The organism is Pseudomonas sp. B21-051 (genome assembly GCF_024748795.1).
Classification (GTDB): domain Bacteria; phylum Pseudomonadota; class Gammaproteobacteria; order Pseudomonadales; family Pseudomonadaceae; genus Aquipseudomonas; species Aquipseudomonas putida_A.
This window is the reverse complement of sequence record NZ_CP087166.1, coordinates 2,936,170-2,959,109: the sequence shown is the minus strand read 5'-3', so window position 1 is coordinate 2,959,109 and position 22,940 is coordinate 2,936,170. Positions and strand designations below refer to the sequence as shown.

The window sequence follows — 22,940 nt, the reverse complement described above, 5'->3', positions numbered from 1 at the left end:
GACGGGATTGATTACAAGAAATCCATGCCTGAGCATTTTTTTCATGACACTGGCCGTGTTCATGGCATTGCAGTACAAACCCGCTGTCCTCAACTACACAACGCGCTTTGTCGACTTTGCCGAGTACATGTTGCAGCACGGCGTCACGCTGTTCCCGATTGCCGACGATCTCAAGCCTTATCCCGACTACACGGTCCTCAATACCTTGTTGGTCTATCTGGTTTCCTTGCCGTTCGGCCGGGTGTCCGTTCTTTCCATGGGTATTCCGTCCTGCGTAGCCGCGTCGCTGATGCTGGTATTCATTTATCGGCTGGGGGCGCTGCACAGCAAGAAATGGGGTGCGTATGGCGTGCTTTTCAGCCTGCTGACCTGGGCCTTTCTTGACGGCGTCAACTCGCTGGCCCTGGATATCTATCCGGCGCTGTTAACGGTGATGTGCTTCTATTTTGCCTATTCGGCGGAAATGAAAAAGGACCCGCGGCGCCTGGTGTTTCTGTACCTCGGCCTGGCGCTGGGATTCGCGTTTCGTGGGCCTATCGGCTTGATCGGACCGGCGAGTGTCATTGGCGCTTATTACTTGCTGAGCCGGCAGTGGCGCATGTTGCTACTGTTTTCATTGCTCTCGGGCGTGATTCTGGCTGTGGGGGTTGCGCTGCTGGCATGGGCCGCCTACTTGCAAGGTGGGCAAGCGTTCCTGGACGAAGTGCTGAACATGCAAGGCATCGCACGCTTCGGTTCCGACCACGCGCCACGCTATTACTTCTACTTCTCCGCAGGCTTGTTTACCTACGGCATCACGGTGTTTTACGCCATTAATGTAATTTTCAAGAAGTACCAACTGTTCTTCCGCCCGACCCGCGATAAAGACATCGACCTGCTGCTGTATCTGAGCGGTTGGCTGTTGGTACTGCTGGTGCTGTTCACTATCCCCAGCTCGAAGAAAGCGCGCTACATCCTCGCAATCACCCCGGCCATTTCGCTGCTGGCCGCTTACCTCTTCATCAGTAAGGAAGCCGCCCTGGTCCGCGCCAAAAACGGCCTGATGAATTTCTGCCTGATGTTGCCCCTGCTGGGGTTGGGGATGCTGGTGGCGGTGCTGGTCTACAACAACTTCGCCGATGTTCCGTTACAGCCCAACTACCTCGGCGCAGGCCTGGGGCTGTCTGCGTTGTTGAGCTTCTACCGTGTTAAACAGGAGTACTTCGTCGAACATCCCTATCGTGAGTTCATGACACTTTCCTATGGGGTAGGAGCCTTTTTGATACTGGACATGTTTTTCTTCAACCCGATCACCTACCACCTGGAACTCATGATCGAACCCACGCCAAAGTTTCTGCCGTATTGGTTTTGGTGAAGCCTCTTCCTGACACATGAGTTAGCGACACTGAATCGGCGATAGGGCCCTGCGCAAAAGCAGTCGTTTGCAGCAGGAAAAAAATAAAGGTGGCGCCCGCTTTCGCGAGCGACACCTTCATCCACTGCCCGCTAATCAGGCCTTCTTGTTCGCCTCTTCCAGCGCTTTTTCAGCGTTGAACCCGTCGAAGTTCTCGAATACGCCCAGAAAGCCCGGCACGGTCACTTCTCGCGCCCAGTCGCGCTGTAGTTCGCAGTACATTTGCACCCGGCTGATGAGCTTCGCGCCCGCCTGTTCCATTCTGCGCAACGCCGCCTCGTGCGCGGCGAGCGATGTACCGCCGACCGCATCGACCGGCACATAAACCTCATAACCTTCCTGGATCGCGTCGAGCACCGGGAATGTCAGGCACGCTTCGGTCCAGAGTGCAGTCATGATCAGCTTCTTGCGCCCGAGCGCCTTGACTGCCTGCTTGAATTGCGTGTCCTCCCAACTGTTGATCGATGTGCGGTCATAGGTCGGCAGATGGCCGAGCACCTTTTGCAGCTCCTGAATCGGCGGCTTGTTGCGGCCGGTCGCGACATTGACTGTCGAGTGGATGATCGGAAGGTTGTAGTTGACCGCCGCCTTCGCGACGCTGGTTATGTTGAAGACGAGTTCATCACGCGGCATCGAGCGGATCGAAGAAACCTGAACAGGCTGATAATCGATGATGATCAACGCCGAGTTTTCCGGGGTCAGTAGCTGATCGGTATGGGGGTTGCGGAGAGTCTCGCTTGCCATTGGCAAATCCTTTTCATGGGTGACGCACGTTTGTGAATCAGGCCGGAGCCTGTGCGGGTGATGGGTTCCGAAACACGTGCGAATGACGCCATGCCCGGAAAATCCATTGTGCTGTTCCCATGTTCGACGCAGTAGTAGCATTGCGCGACGTGCTGTGTCGCGAAAAGAGGAACGCAAGAGTGGATATCGAAGAACTGCAGACCTTCGTGGAAGTGGCTGATGCCGGGGGCATTTCGCAGGCAGCCCTGCGGCTTGGCGTGTCGAAATCGATCGTCAGCCGCCGCCTGGCTCGGCTTGAAACCGAATTGGGTGTGCAACTGCTGGCCCGCTCCACGCGCGGAGCGGCGCTCACCGAGGCCGGTGCGACGTTCCGGGACTACGCCGCCAGGGTTTGCACCGAGATCGACATCGCCAAGGAAACGATCCTGCCCGCCGGCGCCCTCCGCGGCCGCTTACGCGTGGCCGTGCCACTGTCGTTCGGCCCGAGTCACTTCGCCCCGATGCTGGCAGAAATGGCGCGTCGGCACCCGCAGCTGCACATCCAGACCTGTTACAGCGATCGCTTCGTTGACCTCATTGCCGAGGGCTACGATTGCGCCATCCGGGTGGGCTATATGCAGGACTCCAATCTGATCGCCAGACGGATTGGCCCGGTCTACGGCAAGCTCGTCGCGAGCCCCGCTTACATCAACGCGCACGGCGCGCCCAAGACACCGGATGAACTGCTTGCCCATCAGGCGCTCATGCAAGGCACCGAAGCCTGGCAGTTCATGGATGGCGACAAAGTCATCACGGTTCGTCCGCAAGGCCGCTTCAAGGCCGACAACGGCATCGCCCTGGTCGCCGCTGCGACCGCAGGCCTCGGTGTCGCCTACCTGCCTGACTGCCTCACCCATGAACACGTGGCATCCGGCGCACTGGTGCCGATCATGACAAACCATCCTCCGCCTCCGGCCGGTGCCTACATCATCCGTCCGCCGGGTCCGCATCCTGCGCGCAAAATTCGTGTGCTCACTGAACTGCTGATCGAGTTTTTCGGCGAAACGCCACACCTGGCGGTGCAACCGCTGTCACATCAGGATGATGCGCTGGCGTGAGGTTGGACTAAACGAGAGCGACAGACGTTCCTCTTTATCCGCCATTCGCGTAGGGCAGCTTCCGGTCAACGCGACTCGATAATTCCCACCCGAGCGTGCATCATCGCGCTCGCCACGATCCCGTCGTGGTATCGAAGCCAACAGTGCAGAACCTGCCCATCCGCAAAACGAGCCTTTTGAAACGGAAGTCATCTCATGTTCGAACGTAACAAACTCGTTCCGGAGTTAATGGTCACCAACCTGGATAGCAGCCTGGCTTTTTGGGTTTCTCGTCTGGGGTTCAAAGTCGCTTATCAACGCCCGGAAGATGGATTTGCATATCTTGATTTGAATGGTGCTCAAGTAATGCTTGAGCAGATTGATTCGGACGCGGGTCAATGGCTGACTGCGCCGTTGGCCAAGCCGTTTGGAAGAGGCATCAACTTACAGATTGATGTTGAGGCTGTCGCACCCATCATCCAGAAACTTGATGAGGCTGGATGTCCACTCTATCGAGAATGCAAAGACACCTGGTATCGGGCTGACAATGTAGAAATAGGCCAGCGCGAATTCATCGTCCAGGATCCCGACGGTTATCTCGTAAGGTTGGTAGAGCGGTTGGGGGAGAGACCGGTTTGCCCGCTCTGAAACCGAGCCAAGCAGTCCGTCAACTTCGGGCCGGTGCAGGCCTTCACGACAGGCAGCAATCGGCCAGAAGCGGGCATCGGCAAGCGACCGCTGCTGCCTAATAGCGGCCGTTGTGGAATGGCAGGAAACGATCGATAAATGTCTTCGATATGCAACTTTCGCCCGGCAGCGGCTCGATTGTAAGAATATGGCGGAGAGCTGCAAAACCGCCTACGCTTATAGAATGATTCCTCGAACACCTTGCCCATCTGGTGGTATAGAGCCGAGAGATCTGACTTCCTTTGACCGTCCACTTAACACCCACCCGGACCGACCCGCGCCTATCGCCAGCAACTGGCCCCTGAATCCGGTCCACACGACCAGCAGTACGGCGCAACGGGTAAAAGCCAGACCCAGTCCCCCACCTGTCGTTCAAAAGCGACCGATGGCGCAGCACCTCTGGAAACGGGGGCGCTGTTCACGTTCTGCCATGAGGTCAATCCGTATGTATCGGCCGAGCACGGTTCCTTACCAGCAGCATCTAGGGTTTAGCCGAACCTTCACTCAGGGGCATTTGAGCCTTGGATTATTCTTTCCCATGGAGGCGTTCGACGGGGACACTCCGAGCATGCTCAACCAGGTCACACTGGCTAAACAAGCCGAGGCGCTGGGCTTCTGCGCGCTCTGGTTTCGCGACGTGCCGCTTCGCGACCCTGGCTTCGGCGATGTCGGCCAAGTCTTCGACCCCTGGGTGTACCTGGGCTATATGGCTGCCCATACCTCGGAGATTGCGCTTGGCACCGCTTCCATTGCCATCCCTTTGCACCATCCCCTGCACACGGCCAAGGCGTCAGCCAGCGTCGATCAGTTGAGCACAGGTCGCTTGATTCTGGGGGTGGCTTCGGGAGATCGGCCGGTGGAGTTTTCGGCTTTTGGTGTCGATCCCGAAAGGCGTGGAGAAATCTTTCGAGAACACTACGAAGTGATTCGGCAAGCCCACAGCACCAGCTTTGAGCCCATCCACTGGAGCACTGGCGAAATGCACGGCGCAGACCTGATTCCGAAACCCACCACCCAATTCATTCCAATGCTGGTGACCGGAAACAGTCGCCAGTCACTGGACTGGATCGCGCGTGAGAGCAACGGATGGATCAACTATCCACGCATACCGAATATGCAGCGGCTGGTCGTGGAAGATTGGCGGCTGGAGGTCACCAGGCAATGTGGCTCTGTGTACAAGCCCTTTACTCAGTCGCTGTACATCGATCTCGATGAGAATCCGTCCACGCCACCCACACGTATCCATTTGGGGTTCAAACTTGGACGTTACCATCTACGGTTTTTGCTGGAGTCGCTTGAGGAAATCGGCGTGGACCACGTCATTCTCAATCTCAAATATGGCAAGCGCCCTGCGGCGGAGGTTATTGAGGAATTGGGTACGCACATCGTTGCGCAGTTCGGAGTGCAGCCGCGTCCGGCAGCGCATTGAGGATCGGTCACTGCTACGCCGACGGATGCTCACTTGACGAAGCCATCGTGAGCCTCCCCGAACTGAATGGAACTTCCTGTTGGATTTGCTTAACCGGGCAGCTTGGCCGCAAGGACGTCAACCTTCTCGATTGATGGCGGTTCGGCAAACAGCTCGGCAGCGTTTGCCATAAGCGCCGCCGCGACCTTGCCCGAAAGATGAGCCTGCCGGCCCGCTTCATCCGGGAATGCGTCAAAGATGCCAAAGGTGGACGGCCCCAAGCGGATTCCAAACCAGACTGTAGTGGCTGGCTCCTCCTCCACTAAAGGAAGGCCGCTCAAGAGAAAGCGCTCCACCTCATTCTCTTTCCCAGGTTTTGCTTCCAGACGAACGAACAACGCTACTTTGACCATGACGTGGCTCCTGTTGTTACGGTGCGGCTGGTGCTATCTGGTCGCAATAGCTAAAAGGGGCATCCGGCAATTAACTATGGTCGACGACACCAGGATTACAAACCCAAAGAGACCAAGGGTAGCGTCGCATGTCGCTCGGACACTGAGAATGACGTAGTGGGCAACGTGCAAGCCGCAGACCAGCCGCTTGATCACTTTTCCCGAGCTGTGGCCTGATAATAAAGACTCAACGATATCTGAAATTCAGGAGAACATAACAGATCATGGTTACTGTCAGGCCGACCAATATGTACTCGACACGCGGTAGAAATATAACTAACCCACCTAAAGAAAGCACGATCAAGGTGTTTTGCAGTATGTATTTCCTTATTCGACTCACGGCTATGAAATAGCCATATTGCTTCCCCAGGAAAAACAATGCCATGCCGATGATCGACATGATCTGAAAATCGCGCATCGCAATGTCATTCAGGATCGCATGCCTGATCAAATTTGCTAGGAGTGCCAGCCCCATAAAAAGAAAAAGGTGCGAGTAGATCAAGGCGTGCCCACTCATACTGCTGTGATTTTTGCTCAGCAGGTAAAAGCTATCAAAATAGATCCACCAGATACTGCAAATCATGATGAATCCGGTGATGGCCGCCATCACATTGTAATAACCCCATTGAATGTTAGATAAGCCTCCGGAAAGGCTAATAATTGACTCCCCCAATAAGATTAGGGTGAGTAGGCCTATGCGCTCAACCAAGTGTTCTGTGTGTGCTGGCAACGGCTTTAGTTTAGTCCAGAAAAATACAGGAAACAGAATATCAAGAACAATCCCAATATAAGCAACAAGGTAACGCAAGGGCGGGTCAAAAATAACCGATGAGAGACTAATGACTGCGCTAATTAACAGGGCGAAGCCGAGCCTAGAGGAGAGCTCGCCGCGAGAATCGAATTTACTTATGGACGAAATGTACATGATGCTGATGATGGCACGTATGCCAAAATAGCAGGCAATAATAAGCGGGTAGTTTACTTCCAGATCTTCCCCGATCCGTGCCGATAGCACAATGAGCAGGAGCATTATGAATAATGTTGCCAAACGGTGAAGATTGCTGTCTGTATCAAACCTGTTGGAGTAAATCGTGTGACTGGACCAGATCCACCACAACGGTACAAAAAGCAGCAAGAATATCCATAATTGCTTATGTTCAAAGTGGCCTTCATGAACATGTCCGAGAGTATGCGTAACCTGGCCTATCGTAACAACGAAAGTCAGGTCGAAAAACAACTCCAACCATGTGGCGTGTCGATTTTTTTCATAATACTTCAAAGATTTCATTAGCTGCCGGCTCCGTGTACACCTCTTTAATGTAGAAGGAAGCTAACGCTGGTTTGCCCTCGGCTCTGGTGTGGGTGATGCCGGGCCGATGTCGCAATCTAGCGATTTCGTCCGCGCACTAACAGAAGCTCAATCATCTGACTCATCTCGTTGAGCTCTGGGACCCCGTCATAGCGAAGCCCGTCAAAGTAAAACGCCGGAGTACCGTTCACGCCGCTGCGTACACCGCCATTAAAGTCGGATTGTATTTTGGGGATGTAAGTGTCCTCTCGCATGGCAACGTCGAGTTCCTCGCTGGAAAGGCCGTGTTTTAGAACAATGGCGCGATACAGCGGCAGGCCCAATCGATCTTGATTTTCATACAATTCGTCGTGAGCCTCCCAGAAGAACCCTCGACTCCCGGCATGCTCCGCGGTGACCGCTGCACCCAGCGCATGCGGGTGAGCGGTGGTCAGAGGAAAGTTACGGAACACGAACAGCAAATCATCGCGAAAATGCTGTTGCAGATTCTTGACCATCCAATACGCTTCACCGCAATAAGGACATTCATAGTCACCAAATTCCACCAAGGTGACCTTGGCATGCGCACTTCCCTGGCGATGGTCGTTGGCACTTACCGGGACTTTGAGAGTGGCCATGTAATCACCTGTTAATTTTTGGTTGGCGTGCTTTGTGGTGAATTCGCCAGAGCATCCAGCGCATCCAGAATGCCGTCCGCCCCAGGGTTGATTGCCATTGGTGAGATGTAGCTCCAGGCGACCACCCCCTCCTTGTCAATCACGAACAGTGCCCTCTTACAAACTCCGAGCTGGGACTCGTACGCTCCATACTGCCGTGCCACCGCCCCTTTGGGCTCGAAATCGGCCAGCAGGCTGAAGTGGAAATTTCGATCTTTGGCAAAGGCCTGATGACACCAGGCGCTGTCAACCGAGATACCCAGTAGCACCGCACCGTATTCTCTGAATGTGGGTAGCAACTGGTTGTACAAGGTCAGTTGGTCACCACACACCGAAGTCCAGTCAGCGGGATAAAACGCCAATATCACGGGATTTCCCTTTAGCTCACGCAGCGACAACTGTTGATCAGGGGTTGCGTGAAGAGTGAAGTCGGGCGCGACAGTACCGGCCGGCAGCGGACCCTGAACCAGGTCGCCATTGGTTTTTTGTGCATCATCGAACTCTAAAGTATTCATTGCTTGAACCTTGATAGATGGGTGGTTGGGACGTGCTCAGTGGGATGCGACGTGCCCGGCGGGATAACTCCATCCACCATCAAGGGGTTCAAAAAAGACAACGCTGCCTCGAACTCAGCCTGAGCCTGAGTGATTTCGGCAGCGAAACATTCACGTTCCGCATCAAGGAACACAAGAAGATCCGCCGTGTAATCGCGGAATTGGATTAGGCCAGGTTGGCAGGGGAATGGTCGGATTCGCTCTGGCTCACCAATGACTATAGTCGTTGATGACGCTTGCCGTAGTCGCTGAACGAATTTTCGGTACCCTCCAGTGCCAACAACACTCACGCGCTTATCTTGCTACCATTTCAGGCGGCGTTTTAACACGATGATTTTGGCAGCTATTTCGCCACTTCAGACAAATCTACATCTGCTTTCTGGACGACAACTGCTGCCCGTTACGACAAGCAGAAATCGACCAGAGGCAGACAATGAACCGCCTCCAGGTCGACATAATGAAGGTTGATATGGGAAATGCTCTGGACAAACGAATCGTTGTCATTAGCGCCGGCATCGTGGGCGCTTCGCTGGCGTATCATCTGGCTGATAAAGGCGCAGATATCACCTTGGTTGAGGCTGAAGGTATCGCGTCGGGAGTGATTGGAGGTTCACTCGCATGGATCAACATCCTATACGGATAACGTGACCCCATTGCAGCACTGCGCGGAGCAGCAATCAAAGATGCGGCTCGTGCAGCGATGGTGCTGTACTTAACGAATAGTCGAGATCGGTCTTCGGGAAGCTGAGCGGTAGCCTTTGCGAATATTGTCACTGACCGCTATTGGCCGAAAGCAGCCGATCGGCGCGCTGCATGTGTGAGGAACATTTCTTTAAGGGAAAACCCTCATTGTTGGGCCTACGTCACGCTACTAGCATGAACCTCGGCAATCGGCCCATTCGTAGGAGAAAACCCATGACTACCTTGCAGAGTGACGACAAGCGCCCCACTCCGGATCAGGCGGAGGACAATGCCTTTTTTCCCTCCCCATACTCGCTTAGCCAATTTACCTCGCCAAAATCTGATCTGAGTGATGCGGATTACGCTAATCCCTACCGAGGTGGCCGCTGGAAGATTTTGCTGATTGGCGCCGATGAGCGCTACTTACTGACCGACAACGGAACAATGTTTTCCACCGGTAATCACCCAGTCGAGACGTTGTTGCCCATGTATCACCTCGACAAAGCCGGTTTCGCGTTAGACGTTGCGACCCTGTCAGGCAATCCAGTGAAATTCGAGTTCTGGGCCATGCCTAGCGAAGATACCGAGGTAAAGGATTTCTACGCCAAATACCGTGAGCAGTTCAAAAAACCTTTGAAGCTGTGCGAAGTGGTTGAGAAGGCGCTGGGGCAGGATTCGGATTACATCGGCGTTTTCATACCTGGCGGGCACGGCGCGCTGATTGGATTGCCGGAGAGTGCCGACGTGAAAGCGGCTTTGCATTGGGCAATCACCAACGACAAATTTGTGATTTCCTTATGTCACGGCCCAGCAGCAATGCTCGCGGCGGGCATTGGTGAGTCAAGGAATTCCTACATATTCAACGGCTACAAGATCTGCGCATTTCCAGACAGTCTCGACGCAAAGACGCCCGACATAGGGTATATGCCTGGGCATCTGACGTGGAAATTTGGTGAGCAGTTGAAATCCTTGGGAGTTGAGATCATCAATCAGGATATTTCAGGTGCGACGCTCCAAGACCGCAAGTTGCTGACCGGCGACAGCCCATTGGCAGGCAACAATCTGGGCAAGTTGGCAGCTGAAGCATTGTTGAAAGAGGTTGCATCGGAGTGAGCGACGGGCCGGCCGAAACAGCGATGCGCGCTGCTCTGGAGATAGAGACGGCGCGCACGCTTGAATCAATCAAGAAATCCGTCAGGGGTTTCGCCACACCCTACGGTTATGATCGATTCGTGCTGTTTTCTGCATCGACGGCAAGTGAGGAAGTGGTTGAGCATATCTACTGGGTCGAAGGCGATTGGTTCGATAACGGTCAAGCGGTGGATGCCGAGACTTACGTTCGACATTGTCCGGTGACTCGTCACCTTTTGAATGCTCGGCAATCCTTCTTTTGGCAGAAAGAGCAGGTTAAGGGAGAAGAGCGTTACCGGATGATTCGTTCTCCAGGTGGACCAGGAATTCAGGGGTTGCAGGTGCCAGTTTTTGGCCCACAGGGGCTTGAGGGCGCAATGAGCTTGGGGGGGGAGCCGGTGGATGGGAGCGCGCGGGTGCGCTTGGGACTCAGCCTGGTTGCGACGGCCGCTTTTTTCGCGGCTCGGCGGTTGCTTGAGGCGCCATTGGACGAAGCGTTAAGAACCCTTTCCCCGCGAGAGCGCGAAGTCATGGAATGGACGGCTGCCGGAAGACGGCAAGCGGATATTGCAGCGACTCTCGGTTTGTCGGAGCGTACAGTTGAAAATCACCTGCGCTCAGCACGCCGACGTCTGGGCGTGACAACGACAGCACAAGCCATCAGGATGGCCATTCGTAACGGCGAGATCGATGGGTAAGGACGCGGCAAGATCGAGTGCTAGACGGTTTGGACTTCCAAGTAATTTCCTCATCAACTGATTGAGTGTCCACTGTTGGCCGCAAGACGCCACTCCCGAGCGCCTGCTTTTGGCCGATAGCTGCCAGCCAAAGTCAACTATTTCCAACTCAGCGCAGGCATTACACGGGATGGCATTGGATTTTCTCCAGACGTCATTCGAAGCCGTTCTTTCGCCATCTTCGCGTCCGGTGTTCAAAATATCTCGTGGCACGCTCTTCAATTTTGATGAGCGATGGAATTCACCAGTACTGAATTCCATCCGGTCATCGCGGCCCCCGCACCTGACTCAAGTGTGGCGCTGAACCAGTGATCACAAATACCAGCGATACTCCCGCGCACTGATCTCCTGCATGAATGCCAGGTGATCCTGACGCTTGTTCTCGCAATACACGTCGACGAACTCGGCGCCCAGTCCCGCACGCAGTTGCGGCTGAAGCTGCAAGGCGCGCACCGCGTCGAGGATTTCAGTGGGGAAAGCGATGCCGCTGTTGCGATCGTCGTTAAGGGGCGGGATCGGCTCCTTGCCGGTTTCCAGACCATGTTCCAGACCCACCAGAATTGCCGCCAGCACCAGATACGGGTTGGCGTCGGCGCCGGCCAGCCGGTATTCGATGCGCAGGTTTTTCGTGTCCGATTCGGGAATGCGCAGGCAGGCGTCGCGATCCTCGTAACCCCAGCTCGCCTTGGTCGCAGTGTTCACCGTGCCACTCAGGCGGCGCATGGCGTTCTGGTTCGGGGCGAAGATCGGCATGCTGTGCGGCAGCAGATCCAGGCAACCGGCCACCGCATGGCGCAGCGCTTGCTGGTGATTGGCGGCCAGCAGGTTATTGCCAGCGGCGTCATACAGGCTGACATGCACGTGCATGCCGCTGCCCGGATGCTCCACGTACGGCTTGGCCATGAAACTGGCGCGGAAGCCGTGCTTGAGCGCGACTCCACGGGTGCTGCGACAGAACAGCGCCGCCCAGTCCGCAGCGCGCAAGCCGTCGTCCAGATGGCCAAAGTTGATTTCGAACTGGCCCGGGCCTAGCTCTGCGGTAATCACAGTGGCGTCGATACCCTGGGTTCGCGTTGCTTCCACCATTTCGTCGAGCACCGGGGCGAAACGCGACAGACGCTCGATGTGCATGTTCGGCTGATCATCGGCATCATCGGTCAGTTCGTCGCGGGGGAATTGCGGCAGGCCGTCACGTAGTTTTTTGTCGAACAGATAGAACTCCAGTTCGAAGGCCACCACCGGGTGAATACCCTTGGCTGCCAGTCTATCCAGCACTTTCGCCAATACCTCGCGGGGTTCGAATTCGATCGGTTTGGCGGTGCCGTCGGAGGTGATCAGCATCTGCCCCAGCGGCTGCGCTTCCCAGGTCACGGGCTTCAAAGTGCCGGGCACCAAGCGGCGCACGGCGTCCGGGTCGCCGTCGTTGAAGCAGTAATCACCAATCTTGAACAGACCGCCCTGCACGCCGAGCAGCACGCAGTTCTGCGGCAGCTTCAGCGCGCTGCCCGCCGCGACTTTTTCGAGCATGTCGACCGGATAACGTTTGCCGTAGAAGTGCCCAGGGATGTCCAGAGAAATCAGGTCGACATAACGCACCTCGGGGTAGCGTTGGCGAAACGCGCGCACTTCGGCGAGCAGGTCAGAGCAGACAGCGTCCATCGTGTTCATCCTTTGTTGTTATCAGGTGTAGACCCACAGCACGCGGGTGAGCTGCCCGGTGAGGTTGCCGTAGCGACAATGGGTGTGACTGTCGAATTGAAAGCTGTCACCGGCCTTTAAGGTCACCGGCTCGTCGTCGTTGCCCAGCCACAAGGTCAGTTCTCCTTCGAGCACGTAACCGCCCTGCTCCGAGCTGTCGCTCATGTGCCGGTCGCCACTGCTTGCGCCGGGTTCCAGATGACTTTCGAGCATGGAGAACGAGGCACGCATCTGCGGCGACACCAGAATGTCGGTGATGCCGTTGGCGTAATACAGCGTGCGGCGTTCGTCCGGACGGGTGACCCACGGAACTTGCTTGGCTTTGGGCAGGCTGTAGAAATAGGTGGTCGGCACGCCGAGGGTTTCGCTGATCGCGGTGAGGTCGGCCACGGTCGGGCGCGACAGCCCACGTTCGACCTGCGAGAGGAAGCCCACCGAACGGCCGATCTTGTCGGCCAGATCCTTGAGGGTGTATTTCTTGTGCTTGCGCAGGTCGTGGATCAGGATCGCCAGCGCGGCGATTTCTTCTTGCTTGTTCATGGTCAAAATCTCATCAAATGCTGTCGCGCAGCCGATACCAGGCCTTGCCGATAGCCTCCAGCGGTGCTGCGAAGTGCTTGCCGCCGGGGAAACGGCCATTGCTCAGGCCCTGGTACAACGCCAATTCATCCGCCTCGCCGAGAATCGCGTCGGACACCGCACGGGCGGCGGCCAGTGTCGGCAGCACGCCGTGGCCCGAGTAGCCTTGCAGCCAATAACGATTGCCCTCGCCGCCGATATCCGGCGTACGGTTCATGGTCAGATCGATATGCCCGCCCCAAGCGAATTCCACCTCTACACCTTTAAGCTGCGGAAACACGCGTTCGAGAAACGGCCGAGTCGCCGCCGCAATGTCCTTGGGCATGCCGCCCAGATAGGTGCAGCCGCCCCCGAACAACAGACGGTTGTCGGGGGTACGACGGAAGTAATCGAGGACGAACTGGTTGTCGGTCACGCAGACATTGCTCGGCAGCAGCGCGGTGGCTTGCTCCGGGGTCAGTGGCGCAGTGGCGACTTGATAAGTGCCGACCGGCAGGATGCAGCTGGAGAGTTGCGGGTCGAGCTCATCGAGATAGGCGTTGCAGGCCAGCACCAGCACGTTGGCCTTCACCGAACCGCGCTCGGTATTGACCCGGAAACCGCTGCCCTCCTGCTGATAACTCAACGCTTTGCTTTGCTCATGAATACGCCCGCCGGCCCGCTCGATGGAGGCGGCCAGCCCGAGGGCGAGTTTCAGTGGATTGAGGTGTGCGCCTTCGGCGTCAAAGAGCCCCGCCTGATAACGATCGCTGGCGACCCACTGCGGCAAGTCTTCACGAGGAATGAACTGCAGACCGTCATGGCCCCATTTGTGACTGGCTTCGTGTTGCCATTCAGTCAGCAGGCTGACCCGACGCGGCATCACCGAAGTCCACAAATGGCCGGGGCGATAGTCGCAATCGAAACCATACCGTTCGGGCAATTCACGCAGCTCCTGCGCGGCCCAACGCATGCCGTCCCACAGACGCCGGGCGCGCTCATGGCCGAGCGCTGCTTCCAGTGGCGGCATGTCGCACGACCAGCCCAGAATCGCCTGCCCGCCATTACGCCCCGAGGCAGCCCACGCCACGCGACTGGCTTCCAGCACGGTGACGCGCTTGCCGGCCAAGGCTAGACGCAGCGCGGTGTGCAACCCACTGAAACCGGCGCCGATGATCACCACGTCGGTGTCGTGCTCACCTTCCAGCGCCGGTCTTTTGCTGAGAATACCGGCGCAACTGTGAGCGTAATAACTGGCGACATGCTGCTGGGATTGCTGAAACATTCGGCGCCTCATGAAATTTATTTCTTATAATTTCATGAAAATCTACAGAACAAATTTCATATCGGCAACCGACAACTGTTTCACTCACACAGATCAGTGCTCCAGCGCATAACGCCGGCAATGCTCCAGATAACCTTTCTCATGTTTGCCAACCAACTGCACAACACTGGTCCACAGCCACGACGGCGCATCCAGCGTCTTCGAGCGACACGCTTGCAGTTCACGCATCCATGAAGCCCGAGTGCTCATGTCCATCTGCCGGGCATGGGCCAGCCCCACGACGCGGGCCAGATAACCGGCGGCGAGCATCGCGTCGGTCTGGCTCAACTGATCCAGTTCCAGTTTCATGTCTTGAGGCAGCAGTTCGCGGATGAAGAAGCCATGGTCGAGCACCCGTGTGGCGATCATCCGATTGCCCAGGCCCGGCGAGAGAAAACGTGCACCTTCGACCACGCGTTTGCCGTTGTCGCGAGGCATCGCGGCGCGGGCCACCCGAGGTGCGGCGGCGGCAATCGCTTCCTTGATATCCAGCAGACAATATTCCTGATCATCGCCCTCGCCCACACCGAGTAGCACCGCATAACGCTTGAGTCCCAGCGAGCTGCAGCCTTTGACCCAATAGGCCGAGTCGAGCATTTTCACTCGGTCGTCCTTTGAGCGGCCCTTCAGGGACGTCACCAGCGTATGGACGTCAGGCGTGGCGCAAAGGGTCTTCAGCGCGCTGCGCTCTTCCCGTGACAGCGACCAGAAATGCTTGCCCAGTGGAATGGTCGGTTTGGTGCTTTCAATGCGCTCCTGGGCCAGATGCTTCCAGGTGCGCTGCACCGCGCTGCGCATGCCGGCCTTGACTTGCGCGGGTCTTGGCGGCTCTTTGTCGACATCATCTTCGAACGCCTGCTCATAGCCGCGCATCATCTCTTCGAGCATCCGTGCCGTGGCCACGCCGGGTAGATCCGAACCACGGGCGGCGGTGGCCAAGGACAGCGCCAGACGCACCAGATCATGCGCGGGGTTGCCGATAACGGTTTGGTCGAGGTCGCGGATATGAATGTCGATGCGCCCTTTCAGATCGCCGGTCGGCCCGAGATTGCCGGCGTGACAATCGCCGCAGATCCACACCGCCGGCCCTTTCGGCAGACTGCGCCCGGGCTGGCTGTGCAGCCACTCATAAAACTGCACCGTACTGCCACGGACATAGGCGTGGGCGGAGCGAGCCATTTTCAGATTGCGCAGTTGCGACAGCGGTTCAAGACGTGCGGAGGGCCGTGGGGTTTTCATGGACGCTTCTTGCAGTGAATGTGTCCTGTTGACCGCCCGTCACGAGCAAATGTTTCAAAGTATTACAAAGGCAACTCAACCCGCGCCAGCAAGCCACCGCTGCTGCGATTGCTCAAACTCAGTTCGCCGCCCTGCTCGCGCACAATCGCCCGCGCCGCCGACAGCCCGAGCCCGACACCACCGGTATCCCGGTTGCGCGAGGTTTCCAGGCGAAAAAACGGATCGAATACCCGCTGCAACGACGCTTCGGGAATCCCCGGCCCGTTGTCAGTGATGTCGATGCACACGCTGTAGCCGTCGCTGCTCAGAGCGATAGCTGGCTGCTGCGCGTACTTCTCCGCGTTTTCCAGCAGATTGACGATCACCCGCTTGATCCCCAGCGGGCGGCCCTCGTAGACCAGATGCGCCGGGCCGTGAAAATCGATGGCGATGTTCTGGTCGCGGTAGTCGTCGATGATCGTCTGCAGCAATTCCGAGAGGTCGAACGCGGTGCTTTGCTCCGGCTGAGTGTCTTCCCGAAAGAACGCCAGTGCCGCGTTGATCATCGACTGCATTTCTTCGATGTCGCGGATCAGTTTGCCCTGATGATCAAGGTCTTCCATGAACTCGCTGCGCAGGCGCATCCGGGTCAACGGTGCGCGCAAGTCGTGGGAAATCGACGCGAGCATGTGCGTGCGTTCGCTGATGTAGTGCTGAATCTGCGCCTGCATGGTGTTGAAGGCGATGATCGCCTGGCGGATCTCGTCGGGGCCTTCGACTTTGATCGGCGGCGCACGCAGATCACCGCCAAAACGCCGGGCGGCGCTGGCAAAGCGTTGCAGTGGCTTGGCCAGTTGCTGCGTGGCCAGCCAGGCCACCAGCACGGTGGCGATCAGGCCGAGGGCGATGATGATCGCGATGCGTGTGCCGATGTCCAGGCCCCAGGAGCGTTCGGGCGAAGAGAACAACAGCCAACTGGCATCCGGCAGTTGAATCAACGCCGCATAGCGCGCCAGCGGACTGCCGGTCGGCCAGTCAGCGGGATTGAACACCCGAATGTCTCGCTCATCGCCCAACAACTGATGCAACCCCGACGTCTTGTTAGCGATGAGCTGCGTACCACCCGCTGGCAATCCGAGTTCGTCGCGTTGCGCACTCCACGTCACCTCCTGCGTCGGGCCGGTTGCCGCGTGCGCCAGTTGCGCGCGTAGAGGCGCCGGTGCAGCCTCGATCACTTTGACGGTCGCGGCGATCTGCTCCAGCAACCCGGTGCGTTCAATCGGCGGCCGCGCCCAGGTCCCGGCAACCTCCACGAACAGGAAATTGAGTGCCAGCGACGCGAGCATGGCCGCGACGATGGTCAGCGCGATCCGCCGACTCAGCGGATCACGGCGCAGTAATCGACGGATCATGCGCGACTGACCTTGGCGGTGAACATGTAACCGCCATTGCGCACAGTGCGGATCAGATCAGGACGTTTGCTGTCCGGCTCGATCTTGCGCCGCAGGCGGCTGACCTGCACGTCGATGCTGCGATCAAAGGCGTCGTGGCCCTGACCGCGAGACAGGTCGATCAATTGTTCGCGGGTAAGAATGCGCTGCGGGTGTTCGAGAAACACCACCAGCAGATCGAACTCACCTCCGGACAGCGGAATCATCACGTTTTCCGGGGAGCGCAGCTCGCGACAGGTGATATCCAGATGCCAACCGGCGAAGGCGATCACCGGCCGCGAGGGTTCACTCGCCGGGCTGACCTGTTCACCGGCGCGACGCTGCACGGCGCGCAGGCGCGCCAGCAGTTCACGCGGGGCGAACGGTTTGGTGACGTAGTCATCGGCGCCCAGTTCGAGGCCGACAATCCGGTCGCTCAACTCGCCCATGGCGGTCAGCATGATGATCGGAATGCCCATCTGCGCGCGCACTTTCTGGCACAGGCTCAGGCCACCTTCGCCGGGCAGCATCAGGTCGAGAATGATCGTGTCCGGGCGCTGCTGCGCAATTGCCGCCCACATCGCTGCGCCGTCGGCGGCCACATCGACCTCGTAGGCATGCTGGACGAAGAACTTCTTCAGCAGGGCGAGAATTTCCACGTCATCGTCGACGATCAGCAGTCTGCTCACGGGCACAGGATCCTCAGGCCAAAAAAGAACGCATCTAAAACTATTCTGGCGGGCGGGTCATATATTTCAATCGAGCAACATTCCGTCGTCCCTGACATCAAGCGGACATCCTGCGGCAAAACCCCTCAGGCACCCTGCACGCCATCGACAACCGGGGGGCTTTCAATGAGCGCATTGCACAACCGTTATACCGCCGAGGGCCACGACGCCCGCTATCCGTTGATTCTCAGCCAGCGCACCAGCGCGCCCGAGCAGGATACGCCGCTGTTGTTCCAAGAGTTCTGCCTGGGCCTGTCAGATGATCAAAGCCGTATCGTCCTGCGCCGCTATTTCGAGCAGTACGGCCCCAGAGATTCGCAATGGGTTGAGTACGTGCATTCGATTCCGGTCGCTGACCTCATCCAATGGATCATGAGCCACGGCCGGCTGCACATCGAGTGCTCGGACAACACCCCGCCACTCTCCTCCCCCATCACAGCCTGCGCTTGAACCACGCGGGGCAACAGCGCAAAACAAGGATTCGCATGATCAGAAGCCATTGCTTGATGTCGGTGCTGTGTTCGGCGTCCCTCAGCCTGTCGGCCTGCAGCAGCAAAACCGTCGAACCGCAGAAGTACACGGGATTCCTGCACGATTACAGCGTGCTCAGCGAGCGCCAGTCGCCATCCGGGCAGACGGTGCTGGGTTGGGTCAGCCCGGCGCTAGCGCGGGGGCGTTACACCCAGGCCTATCTGGCGCCCAGCCAGTTCTACCCCAGCGCTGTACCGACCGAGCGGATCCCGCTGAGCACGCTGTCCGGCGTCACCGACTACTACGACGCCGCGCTCAGGCTGGAACTGGGCAAGGTCATGCACCTGGTATCGCAACCCGGCCCGAAAACCCTGACCGTCAGACCGGCGATCACCCGCGTCGCCGCCAGCACCCAGGGCCTGCGCTTTTATGAATGGCTCCCGGTGACGCTGGTTGCCGCTGGCGTGAGCACCGCCACCGGCATCCGCGACCAGGACAGTGAAATCACCACCGAAGTCTCGTTCGAAGACGGCTCCACCGGCGAAGTGGTCGCCGAAGTCGTGCGCAAGGGCATCGGGCTGCCGCTGGAAAACGACCAACAGGTGCTGACCGCCGATGACGTCAAAGCGGTGCTGGACGGTTGGGCCAGTGATCTGGGCAAGTCGTACGCGGCGATTCGCAAATAGTCATGTGACAGGACCTACTGCTTTTCGGCGTAGGCCCGAAAACACGGCGCTGCGCTGGCCAGCAGTTAATCTGGTCCACGGTTAGCAAAAAAAGCACCTCAGGTGCTTTTTTGCGGTATTTGTGGCCGGGAAACGAACTATGGTTTAGCTGCTGTTTCCTGCCTTTTTACTCAATCCAGTCTTCAAGTTCTTGGCGCTCTTCAACGTAAGGAAATGCGTGCATGGCGTCGAGTAATACGCGACGGTGCTCGCTGACAACACTAAGCTCTGTTTCCAGACACCCTACGTCTGTGAACCGCTCCATAATCGCGTCACACGTCGCGTAATGCGCTGGAAGATTGCTTTCGAACCTTTCAAGAAATTGCGTTAATGCCGAGCTGGCAAGCTCGCTCCTAAGCTCGTCGTACTTTGATCCCTGGAAATCCTTGAATCCTTCAGTAAGCGTTTCCCTCAAATCGTACGAGATATTCAATAAAAGACAGTCGGAAGGAAACAGCTTTATCAGCCTGGCTGAGTGTTCTGCCCCCACCCAACTGTCCGCCTCTCCCAGATAATTCAGTACACGTGGCACATGAGGCACCATGGCCGCAAACCAATCATCCAGCAAATGCTTTGGAGCCTGATCCAGCAGGAGACTCCAGGCCGTCGGCATGAACCCGCCATTATTTCGGATTTTATGCTCAAGAAGCTGCTCAAAAATCTCTTGAGGAAATTGGCCGACCAAGTTCGCTACATACCCGTAGACCTTCGAATCGTCCGAATCACTTGTGATATGTGCCCAAGCCTTTTTGAACAGCTTGTGCGAAGGATCGCAAACGATGGTTTCTATAATCGACTCCCAGACATTATCGTTACAGCCATGAGCGCCGACTTGATAGAGAACTCCGGGACTTCCCATGTAAATCATTAATGCGCGATCAATGAGGGCTGCCTCAAAGCTCTCGAAGTTATGACCGGCAGGTATTTTCCCCAATGGAAAGACCAGATCCAGCACTTCTTGAGGAACATGCGGCCGAGTAACCGCTGCGGCTTGCAACCACTTCTGATCGCTCCGTTTTGCGCGCAAGTGACAAAGAAGTAATTTCCGGTCATCGACGCTCAGATCGTTCCAGCGATCCACCATTTCCACCACAACTCTCAATTGCGCGCCTGTTCCCTGTACGTTGAACAGTCGTTGCAAGCGCGGGCGGCGTAAGTCGACCGATGAAGTGGTTCCGCTGATCAACAAATCGGTGACGGCCATGGCGTAGTCGCTGGGCATCACTTTCAATGCCGAGCGCTCAACCAGGCCGATCCAGCTGTCGAGTATTCTTATGAAGTCCGCCTGGGAAAGTGATTTCGTTGCTTTCTCGACAGCCCCATATAGTTGCGAGTCTCTCATGTTGACGCTTTCGGGGAAGGCGGCCAGAACGTCCGGTAAAACACTGGAGAACAAATCCCAGGGCACGGGATTGTCGTATCCGTTGTCCTCGGTCTTCAACAGACTCTTTATCATGGTCGAGGCAGCAGCCGGGAGTTTGGAAAACTGCTTCAAACCGCTCAGTAAATCGGCTTTTCTCGCAGCACCGCACTCCTGCCAGACTTCGATGGCTCCTTCCAGTGCTGCCTGCGCTACCGCTGGATGCTGATCGGAGAAAATCTTCTTCAAAACTTCCTGATCATCACCGTGAATACTGCTGAGCCAGAGTTTGGCCGCTTTTGCCCTGAGCAAACCCAAGTCATAGCCAAGCAAACGCAGCATTACCGGCGCCGAAAGCTTTTGCCGGTCGCCTTCCAGATAGCACAACGTCTTCCAGGCATTTTCGGCACTGACCACCGTGGCCGTTTTGCTGCTGAAAACGGCTACGTAGTCGGCAACTTCACTCCACTCGTAGGATTCGTAAAAACGTCCTTCGAGCACATTGTTTTCTCCGGCAGGCAACGCTGCCTGGCCCTGTTCCCACATCACATGCGAAAGGTTTAGAAAGGAAACCTTGTTGACCCAACTGCCAAAATTTTTCCTCTGCTCCTCAGAAATGTCATCCAGCGAATGAAGAAGAAAATCGAAGCAAGCATCTTTGGTGGACAGGTATCTGGATTCCATCCCCTCAACCGCCAGCTCGATGACATTCGTCCCCCGGCTGGCCAATCTCAAGACCAGATAAATCCAGTGCAGAGCAACCGCCGCAGATTTTGAGGTTTCGAATGACAGCGAAAACAATGCTCTGGTGGTGAACTCCATCAGTGTTCTGGCGCCGGAAGACGTCGGTCCCTTCGCTGAGCACTCGGCTGCTGAGCGGTAAAACGGGTGAGAAAAGTTGAATCGCTCTACACTCGTTTCCACGATGATGCGACGACGCTCAAGTTTGTCGAGCAACGACGCGTTTTCTGGTGAAAGCTCCAGACGATGGTACTGTTCGATTTCAGGAACAGGTCGATTGAACATCGCACCAAAACTGATGGAAGTTCCCAGATAGCTGGCGATGGCATATCGTTTGTCAGTCCCGTCACCCTGCAATACGTATTTCAGATCCCTTAATGAACAAGCATCATTCTGGGAGGTGGCGACCGCCAATGCCTGCAAAATCGTCCCAAACCCTTCGTCATTCAGGGCCGACGCCAAGGACTGCGAATCTTCGCGAGCAAGACGAATAGCCTCCTGCAAGTCTGCAACATCTCGCAATCGGTAATGCCATGATGCCAAGTGCATCAGACAACCTGGCTCTATATCCAGCGTTCCGCTCTGCAATGCCGTCAGGATGTTGGTGAATAGAATGTCCGGCATTGAAAACTGTTCGCGCAGATCAACCCAGAGCTCAGCCAGAAATGTTTTATCCAGTTTGCCCAAGTCATGCCATTTGAATTGGCCCAGGCTCGAATCTTCAAGCCGCGCAGCGCCAGCAAATTGCAGAAGCCGGTCTTGCACCTGTGACACGATCAGTTTTCGTGTTGGTGATAACTTCGTTGACAGCTGTCTGAGCATTGCCAGTGTCCGCCCCGGGTCGGCAGACACATAGGAACCGCCCAAAGGATCGTCCACCACGGCCAACCGCTCACCAGGCGCCGTGTCCAGCAAGAAACGCTCTATCTCTTCAAGATTGCTGCTCAGTTTTAATTGATACCCTGCCTCTTCGAACTCGGCTGCCACCCAACGCCCTGCATTGGTCTTACCCACCCGTGGTGCGCCAGAAAGCAGCAAAATATTGTTATCCGAGAGTTCCTGTACCCACTCTTCCTCACAACCACGACGCACATAATCCTTGGGCCTGATTTGTTCCGGAAGGTGCTCATTGAGCGCAAGCAGCAACTCCGGGAAAACATTGCTCCTGCTCTCCTTGCCGTTTTTGATGATGGCTATAAGTCTCGTCGTGAGTATTTCGCATCGATCAAGAGGCACCCTCAGTTTTCGCATCCTGCTCTCGCAAGAGGACTGCATCTCATCATCCAGTACTTTTTCGAGAATGATGACCCGAGTCAGACTCGCCCTGAACTGATCGACTTTTACTTTGTTCAAAAAGGTCTTTAGATGTTTCGCTCTTCCAGCGCTAAGCTCCTTATCGTCGGATTCCAGCGTTTGCACACAGGCGATCAACTCACTTTTCAGTTCGTTGGCTATCTCTCTGGAAAGCTTTTTGTCATGTGCCTCCCACGTAGCGCCTGCACCTCTGCAGAGCAGAGACACCTTGTCGGTGCACCGACCGGTAGCGACGAAGACGACCGTTGTCTGCGGGTCGGTGCACACACGCTCAAGCAAGGAGTTACCTGGCGTCCGTTCCTCAAAGTGTACTAACCAGTCAGCGAGTACCGAGAGCGTTACATCCTCCTTACTGCCCTTGACCTGAATCTCTATGGTTTTGAGAACGCTGTCAGACGCGACCTGCAGTTTTGCGTCTTCTCCGGCTTCGGGTTCGATAAACAGTTCTACACCGGTGGTTTGTGCATAACGCAGGAACACCTCCGCACACACCTTATCTTGAAAGTCGTATTTCTTTGGCCCTAGGATTGCGATCGACATGATTC

Annotated in this window: 20 protein-coding genes and 1 pseudogene; 9 read left to right on the top strand and 12 right to left on the bottom strand. The window is 56.5% G+C overall.

All coding sequences use genetic code 11. The annotated features are described in order from the left end of the window. The first annotated feature begins 43 nt into the window (after positions 1-43). Positions 44-1,354, top strand: coding sequence for a glycosyltransferase family 39 protein (locus LOY52_RS13205; RefSeq protein WP_309474952.1), 1,311 nt, complete (start codon positions 44-46; stop codon positions 1,352-1,354). 135 nt (positions 1,355-1,489) lie between these two features. Here LOY52_RS13205 and LOY52_RS13200 read toward each other — a convergent pair whose 3' ends face one another. Beyond that, positions 1,490-2,137, bottom strand: a complete 648-nt coding sequence (locus LOY52_RS13200; RefSeq protein WP_258679771.1) for a hydrolase — start codon at positions 2,135-2,137, stop codon at positions 1,490-1,492. A gap of 179 nt (positions 2,138-2,316) precedes the next feature. Between LOY52_RS13200 and LOY52_RS13195 the strand changes: the two genes are divergently transcribed. The 3 genes from LOY52_RS13195 (at position 2,317) to LOY52_RS13185 (ending at position 5,329) form a co-directional block, all read left to right on the top strand. Beyond that, complete coding sequence (locus LOY52_RS13195; RefSeq protein ID WP_258679770.1) at positions 2,317-3,234, top strand: LysR family transcriptional regulator; 918 nt, start codon at positions 2,317-2,319, stop codon at positions 3,232-3,234. 195 nt (positions 3,235-3,429) lie between these two features. Next, the gene (locus tag LOY52_RS13190; protein ID WP_258679769.1) at positions 3,430-3,861 is read left to right on the top strand and encodes a VOC family protein; all 432 of its coding nucleotides are present in this window, start codon (positions 3,430-3,432) and stop codon (positions 3,859-3,861) included. 484 nt (positions 3,862-4,345) lie between these two features. Continuing rightward, a complete protein-coding gene (locus LOY52_RS13185; protein WP_007967047.1) occupies positions 4,346-5,329 on the top strand; it encodes an LLM class oxidoreductase in 984 nt (327 codons plus the stop codon). 89 nt (positions 5,330-5,418) lie between these two features. Here LOY52_RS13185 and LOY52_RS13180 read toward each other — a convergent pair whose 3' ends face one another. The 4 genes from LOY52_RS13180 to LOY52_RS13165 form a co-directional block, all read right to left on the bottom strand. After that, positions 5,419-5,721, bottom strand: a complete 303-nt coding sequence (locus tag LOY52_RS13180; protein WP_007967049.1) for a putative quinol monooxygenase — start codon at positions 5,719-5,721, stop codon at positions 5,419-5,421. A gap of 226 nt (positions 5,722-5,947) precedes the next feature. After that, entirely contained in the window at positions 5,948-7,048 is a 1,101-nt protein-coding gene (locus LOY52_RS13175; RefSeq protein ID WP_027614303.1) for a low temperature requirement protein A, read from the bottom strand. A gap of 98 nt (positions 7,049-7,146) precedes the next feature. Continuing rightward, positions 7,147-7,686 (bottom strand): DsbA family protein, encoded by a 540-nt coding sequence (locus tag LOY52_RS13170; protein WP_258679768.1) that lies wholly within the window; start codon positions 7,684-7,686, stop codon positions 7,147-7,149. Positions 7,687-7,697: 11 nt separating this feature from the next. Beyond that, on the bottom strand, positions 7,698-8,240 hold the full coding sequence (locus tag LOY52_RS13165) for a redoxin domain-containing protein (RefSeq protein ID WP_007967055.1): 543 nt from the start codon (positions 8,238-8,240) through the stop codon (positions 7,698-7,700). Positions 8,241-8,748: 508 nt separating this feature from the next. On the opposite strand from LOY52_RS13165, the pseudogene LOY52_RS13155 reads away from it, so the two are divergent. The 3 genes and pseudogenes from LOY52_RS13155 to LOY52_RS13145 form a co-directional block, all read left to right on the top strand. After that, positions 8,749-8,919: pseudogene (locus LOY52_RS13155) on the top strand (FAD-dependent oxidoreductase); the annotation flags it as partial. 275 nt (positions 8,920-9,194) lie between these two features. Next, the gene (hchA, locus tag LOY52_RS13150; RefSeq protein ID WP_258679767.1) at positions 9,195-10,073 is read left to right on the top strand and encodes a glyoxalase III HchA; all 879 of its coding nucleotides are present in this window, start codon (positions 9,195-9,197) and stop codon (positions 10,071-10,073) included. Between the two features lie 23 nt (positions 10,074-10,096). Then, positions 10,097-10,789 (top strand): PA1136 family autoinducer-binding transcriptional regulator, encoded by a 693-nt coding sequence (locus LOY52_RS13145; RefSeq protein WP_219737903.1) that lies wholly within the window; start codon positions 10,097-10,099, stop codon positions 10,787-10,789. Between the two features lie 351 nt (positions 10,790-11,140). On the opposite strand, the gene LOY52_RS13140 is transcribed toward LOY52_RS13145, so the two are convergent. From LOY52_RS13140 to LOY52_RS13115, 6 genes are all read right to left on the bottom strand, one after another. Beyond that, entirely contained in the window at positions 11,141-12,487 is a 1,347-nt protein-coding gene (locus LOY52_RS13140) for a glutamine synthetase family protein (protein WP_258679766.1), read from the bottom strand. A gap of 21 nt (positions 12,488-12,508) precedes the next feature. Beyond that, on the bottom strand, positions 12,509-13,066 hold the full coding sequence (locus LOY52_RS13135; protein ID WP_258679765.1) for a helix-turn-helix domain-containing protein: 558 nt from the start codon (positions 13,064-13,066) through the stop codon (positions 12,509-12,511). 13 nt (positions 13,067-13,079) lie between these two features. Then, a complete protein-coding gene (locus tag LOY52_RS13130) occupies positions 13,080-14,369 on the bottom strand; it encodes an FAD-binding oxidoreductase (RefSeq protein WP_258679764.1) in 1,290 nt (429 codons plus the stop codon). 93 nt (positions 14,370-14,462) lie between these two features. Beyond that, a complete protein-coding gene (locus LOY52_RS13125) occupies positions 14,463-15,647 on the bottom strand; it encodes a DUF2252 domain-containing protein (RefSeq protein ID WP_258679763.1) in 1,185 nt (394 codons plus the stop codon). A 62-nt stretch (positions 15,648-15,709) separates the two neighbouring features. After that, complete coding sequence (locus LOY52_RS13120; protein WP_258679762.1) at positions 15,710-17,038, bottom strand: ATP-binding protein; 1,329 nt, start codon at positions 17,036-17,038, stop codon at positions 15,710-15,712. Further along, entirely contained in the window at positions 17,035-17,745 is a 711-nt protein-coding gene (locus tag LOY52_RS13115) for a response regulator (RefSeq protein ID WP_258679761.1), read from the bottom strand. The genes LOY52_RS13120 and LOY52_RS13115 overlap by 4 nt, the downstream gene beginning before the upstream one ends. 165 nt (positions 17,746-17,910) lie before the next feature. Here LOY52_RS13115 and LOY52_RS13110 point away from each other — a divergent pair, with 165 nt between their 5' ends. Next, positions 17,911-18,234: a hypothetical protein gene (locus LOY52_RS13110; RefSeq protein WP_258679760.1), complete on the top strand. Its 324-nt coding sequence runs from the start codon at positions 17,911-17,913 to the stop codon at positions 18,232-18,234. Between the two features lie 35 nt (positions 18,235-18,269). Next, entirely contained in the window at positions 18,270-18,941 is a 672-nt protein-coding gene (locus LOY52_RS13105; RefSeq protein WP_258679759.1) for a DUF3313 domain-containing protein, read from the top strand. Positions 18,942-19,107: 166 nt separating this feature from the next. On the opposite strand, the gene LOY52_RS13100 is transcribed toward LOY52_RS13105, so the two are convergent. Further along, positions 19,108-22,935 (bottom strand): hypothetical protein, encoded by a 3,828-nt coding sequence (locus LOY52_RS13100; protein ID WP_258679758.1) that lies wholly within the window; start codon positions 22,933-22,935, stop codon positions 19,108-19,110. Positions 22,936-22,940 lie beyond the last annotated feature (5 nt).

Bases quoted from the DNA above. Each gene is read 5' to 3' on its own strand.
- LOY52_RS13135 (WP_258679765.1), bottom strand. From the start codon at position 13,066: ATGAACAAGCAAGAAGAAATCGCCGCGCTGGCGATCCTGATCCACGAC.
- LOY52_RS13120 (WP_258679762.1), bottom strand. From the start codon at position 17,038: ATGATCCGTCGATTACTGCGCCGTGATCCGCTGAGTCGGCGGATCGCG.
- LOY52_RS13205 (WP_309474952.1), top strand. From the start codon at position 44: ATGACACTGGCCGTGTTCATGGCATTGCAGTACAAACCCGCTGTCCTC.
- LOY52_RS13110 (WP_258679760.1), top strand. From the start codon at position 17,911: ATGAGCGCATTGCACAACCGTTATACCGCCGAGGGCCACGACGCCCGC.
- LOY52_RS13200 (WP_258679771.1), bottom strand. From the start codon at position 2,137: ATGGCAAGCGAGACTCTCCGCAACCCCCATACCGATCAGCTACTGACC.
- LOY52_RS13130 (WP_258679764.1), bottom strand. From the start codon at position 14,369: ATGTTTCAGCAATCCCAGCAGCATGTCGCCAGTTATTACGCTCACAGT.
- LOY52_RS13140 (WP_258679766.1), bottom strand. From the start codon at position 12,487: ATGGACGCTGTCTGCTCTGACCTGCTCGCCGAAGTGCGCGCGTTTCGC.
- hchA (WP_258679767.1), top strand. From the start codon at position 9,195: ATGACTACCTTGCAGAGTGACGACAAGCGCCCCACTCCGGATCAGGCG.
- LOY52_RS13145 (WP_219737903.1), top strand. From the start codon at position 10,097: ATGCGCGCTGCTCTGGAGATAGAGACGGCGCGCACGCTTGAATCAATC.
- LOY52_RS13105 (WP_258679759.1), top strand. From the start codon at position 18,270: ATGATCAGAAGCCATTGCTTGATGTCGGTGCTGTGTTCGGCGTCCCTC.
- LOY52_RS13190 (WP_258679769.1), top strand. From the start codon at position 3,430: ATGTTCGAACGTAACAAACTCGTTCCGGAGTTAATGGTCACCAACCTG.
- LOY52_RS13180 (WP_007967049.1), bottom strand. From the start codon at position 5,721: ATGGTCAAAGTAGCGTTGTTCGTTCGTCTGGAAGCAAAACCTGGGAAA.
- LOY52_RS13100 (WP_258679758.1), bottom strand. From the start codon at position 22,935: ATGTCGATCGCAATCCTAGGGCCAAAGAAATACGACTTTCAAGATAAG.
- LOY52_RS13170 (WP_258679768.1), bottom strand. From the start codon at position 7,686: ATGGCCACTCTCAAAGTCCCGGTAAGTGCCAACGACCATCGCCAGGGA.
- LOY52_RS13125 (WP_258679763.1), bottom strand. From the start codon at position 15,647: ATGAAAACCCCACGGCCCTCCGCACGTCTTGAACCGCTGTCGCAACTG.
- LOY52_RS13165 (WP_007967055.1), bottom strand. From the start codon at position 8,240: ATGAATACTTTAGAGTTCGATGATGCACAAAAAACCAATGGCGACCTG.
- LOY52_RS13175 (WP_027614303.1), bottom strand. From the start codon at position 7,048: ATGAAATCTTTGAAGTATTATGAAAAAAATCGACACGCCACATGGTTG.
- LOY52_RS13185 (WP_007967047.1), top strand. From the start codon at position 4,346: ATGTATCGGCCGAGCACGGTTCCTTACCAGCAGCATCTAGGGTTTAGC.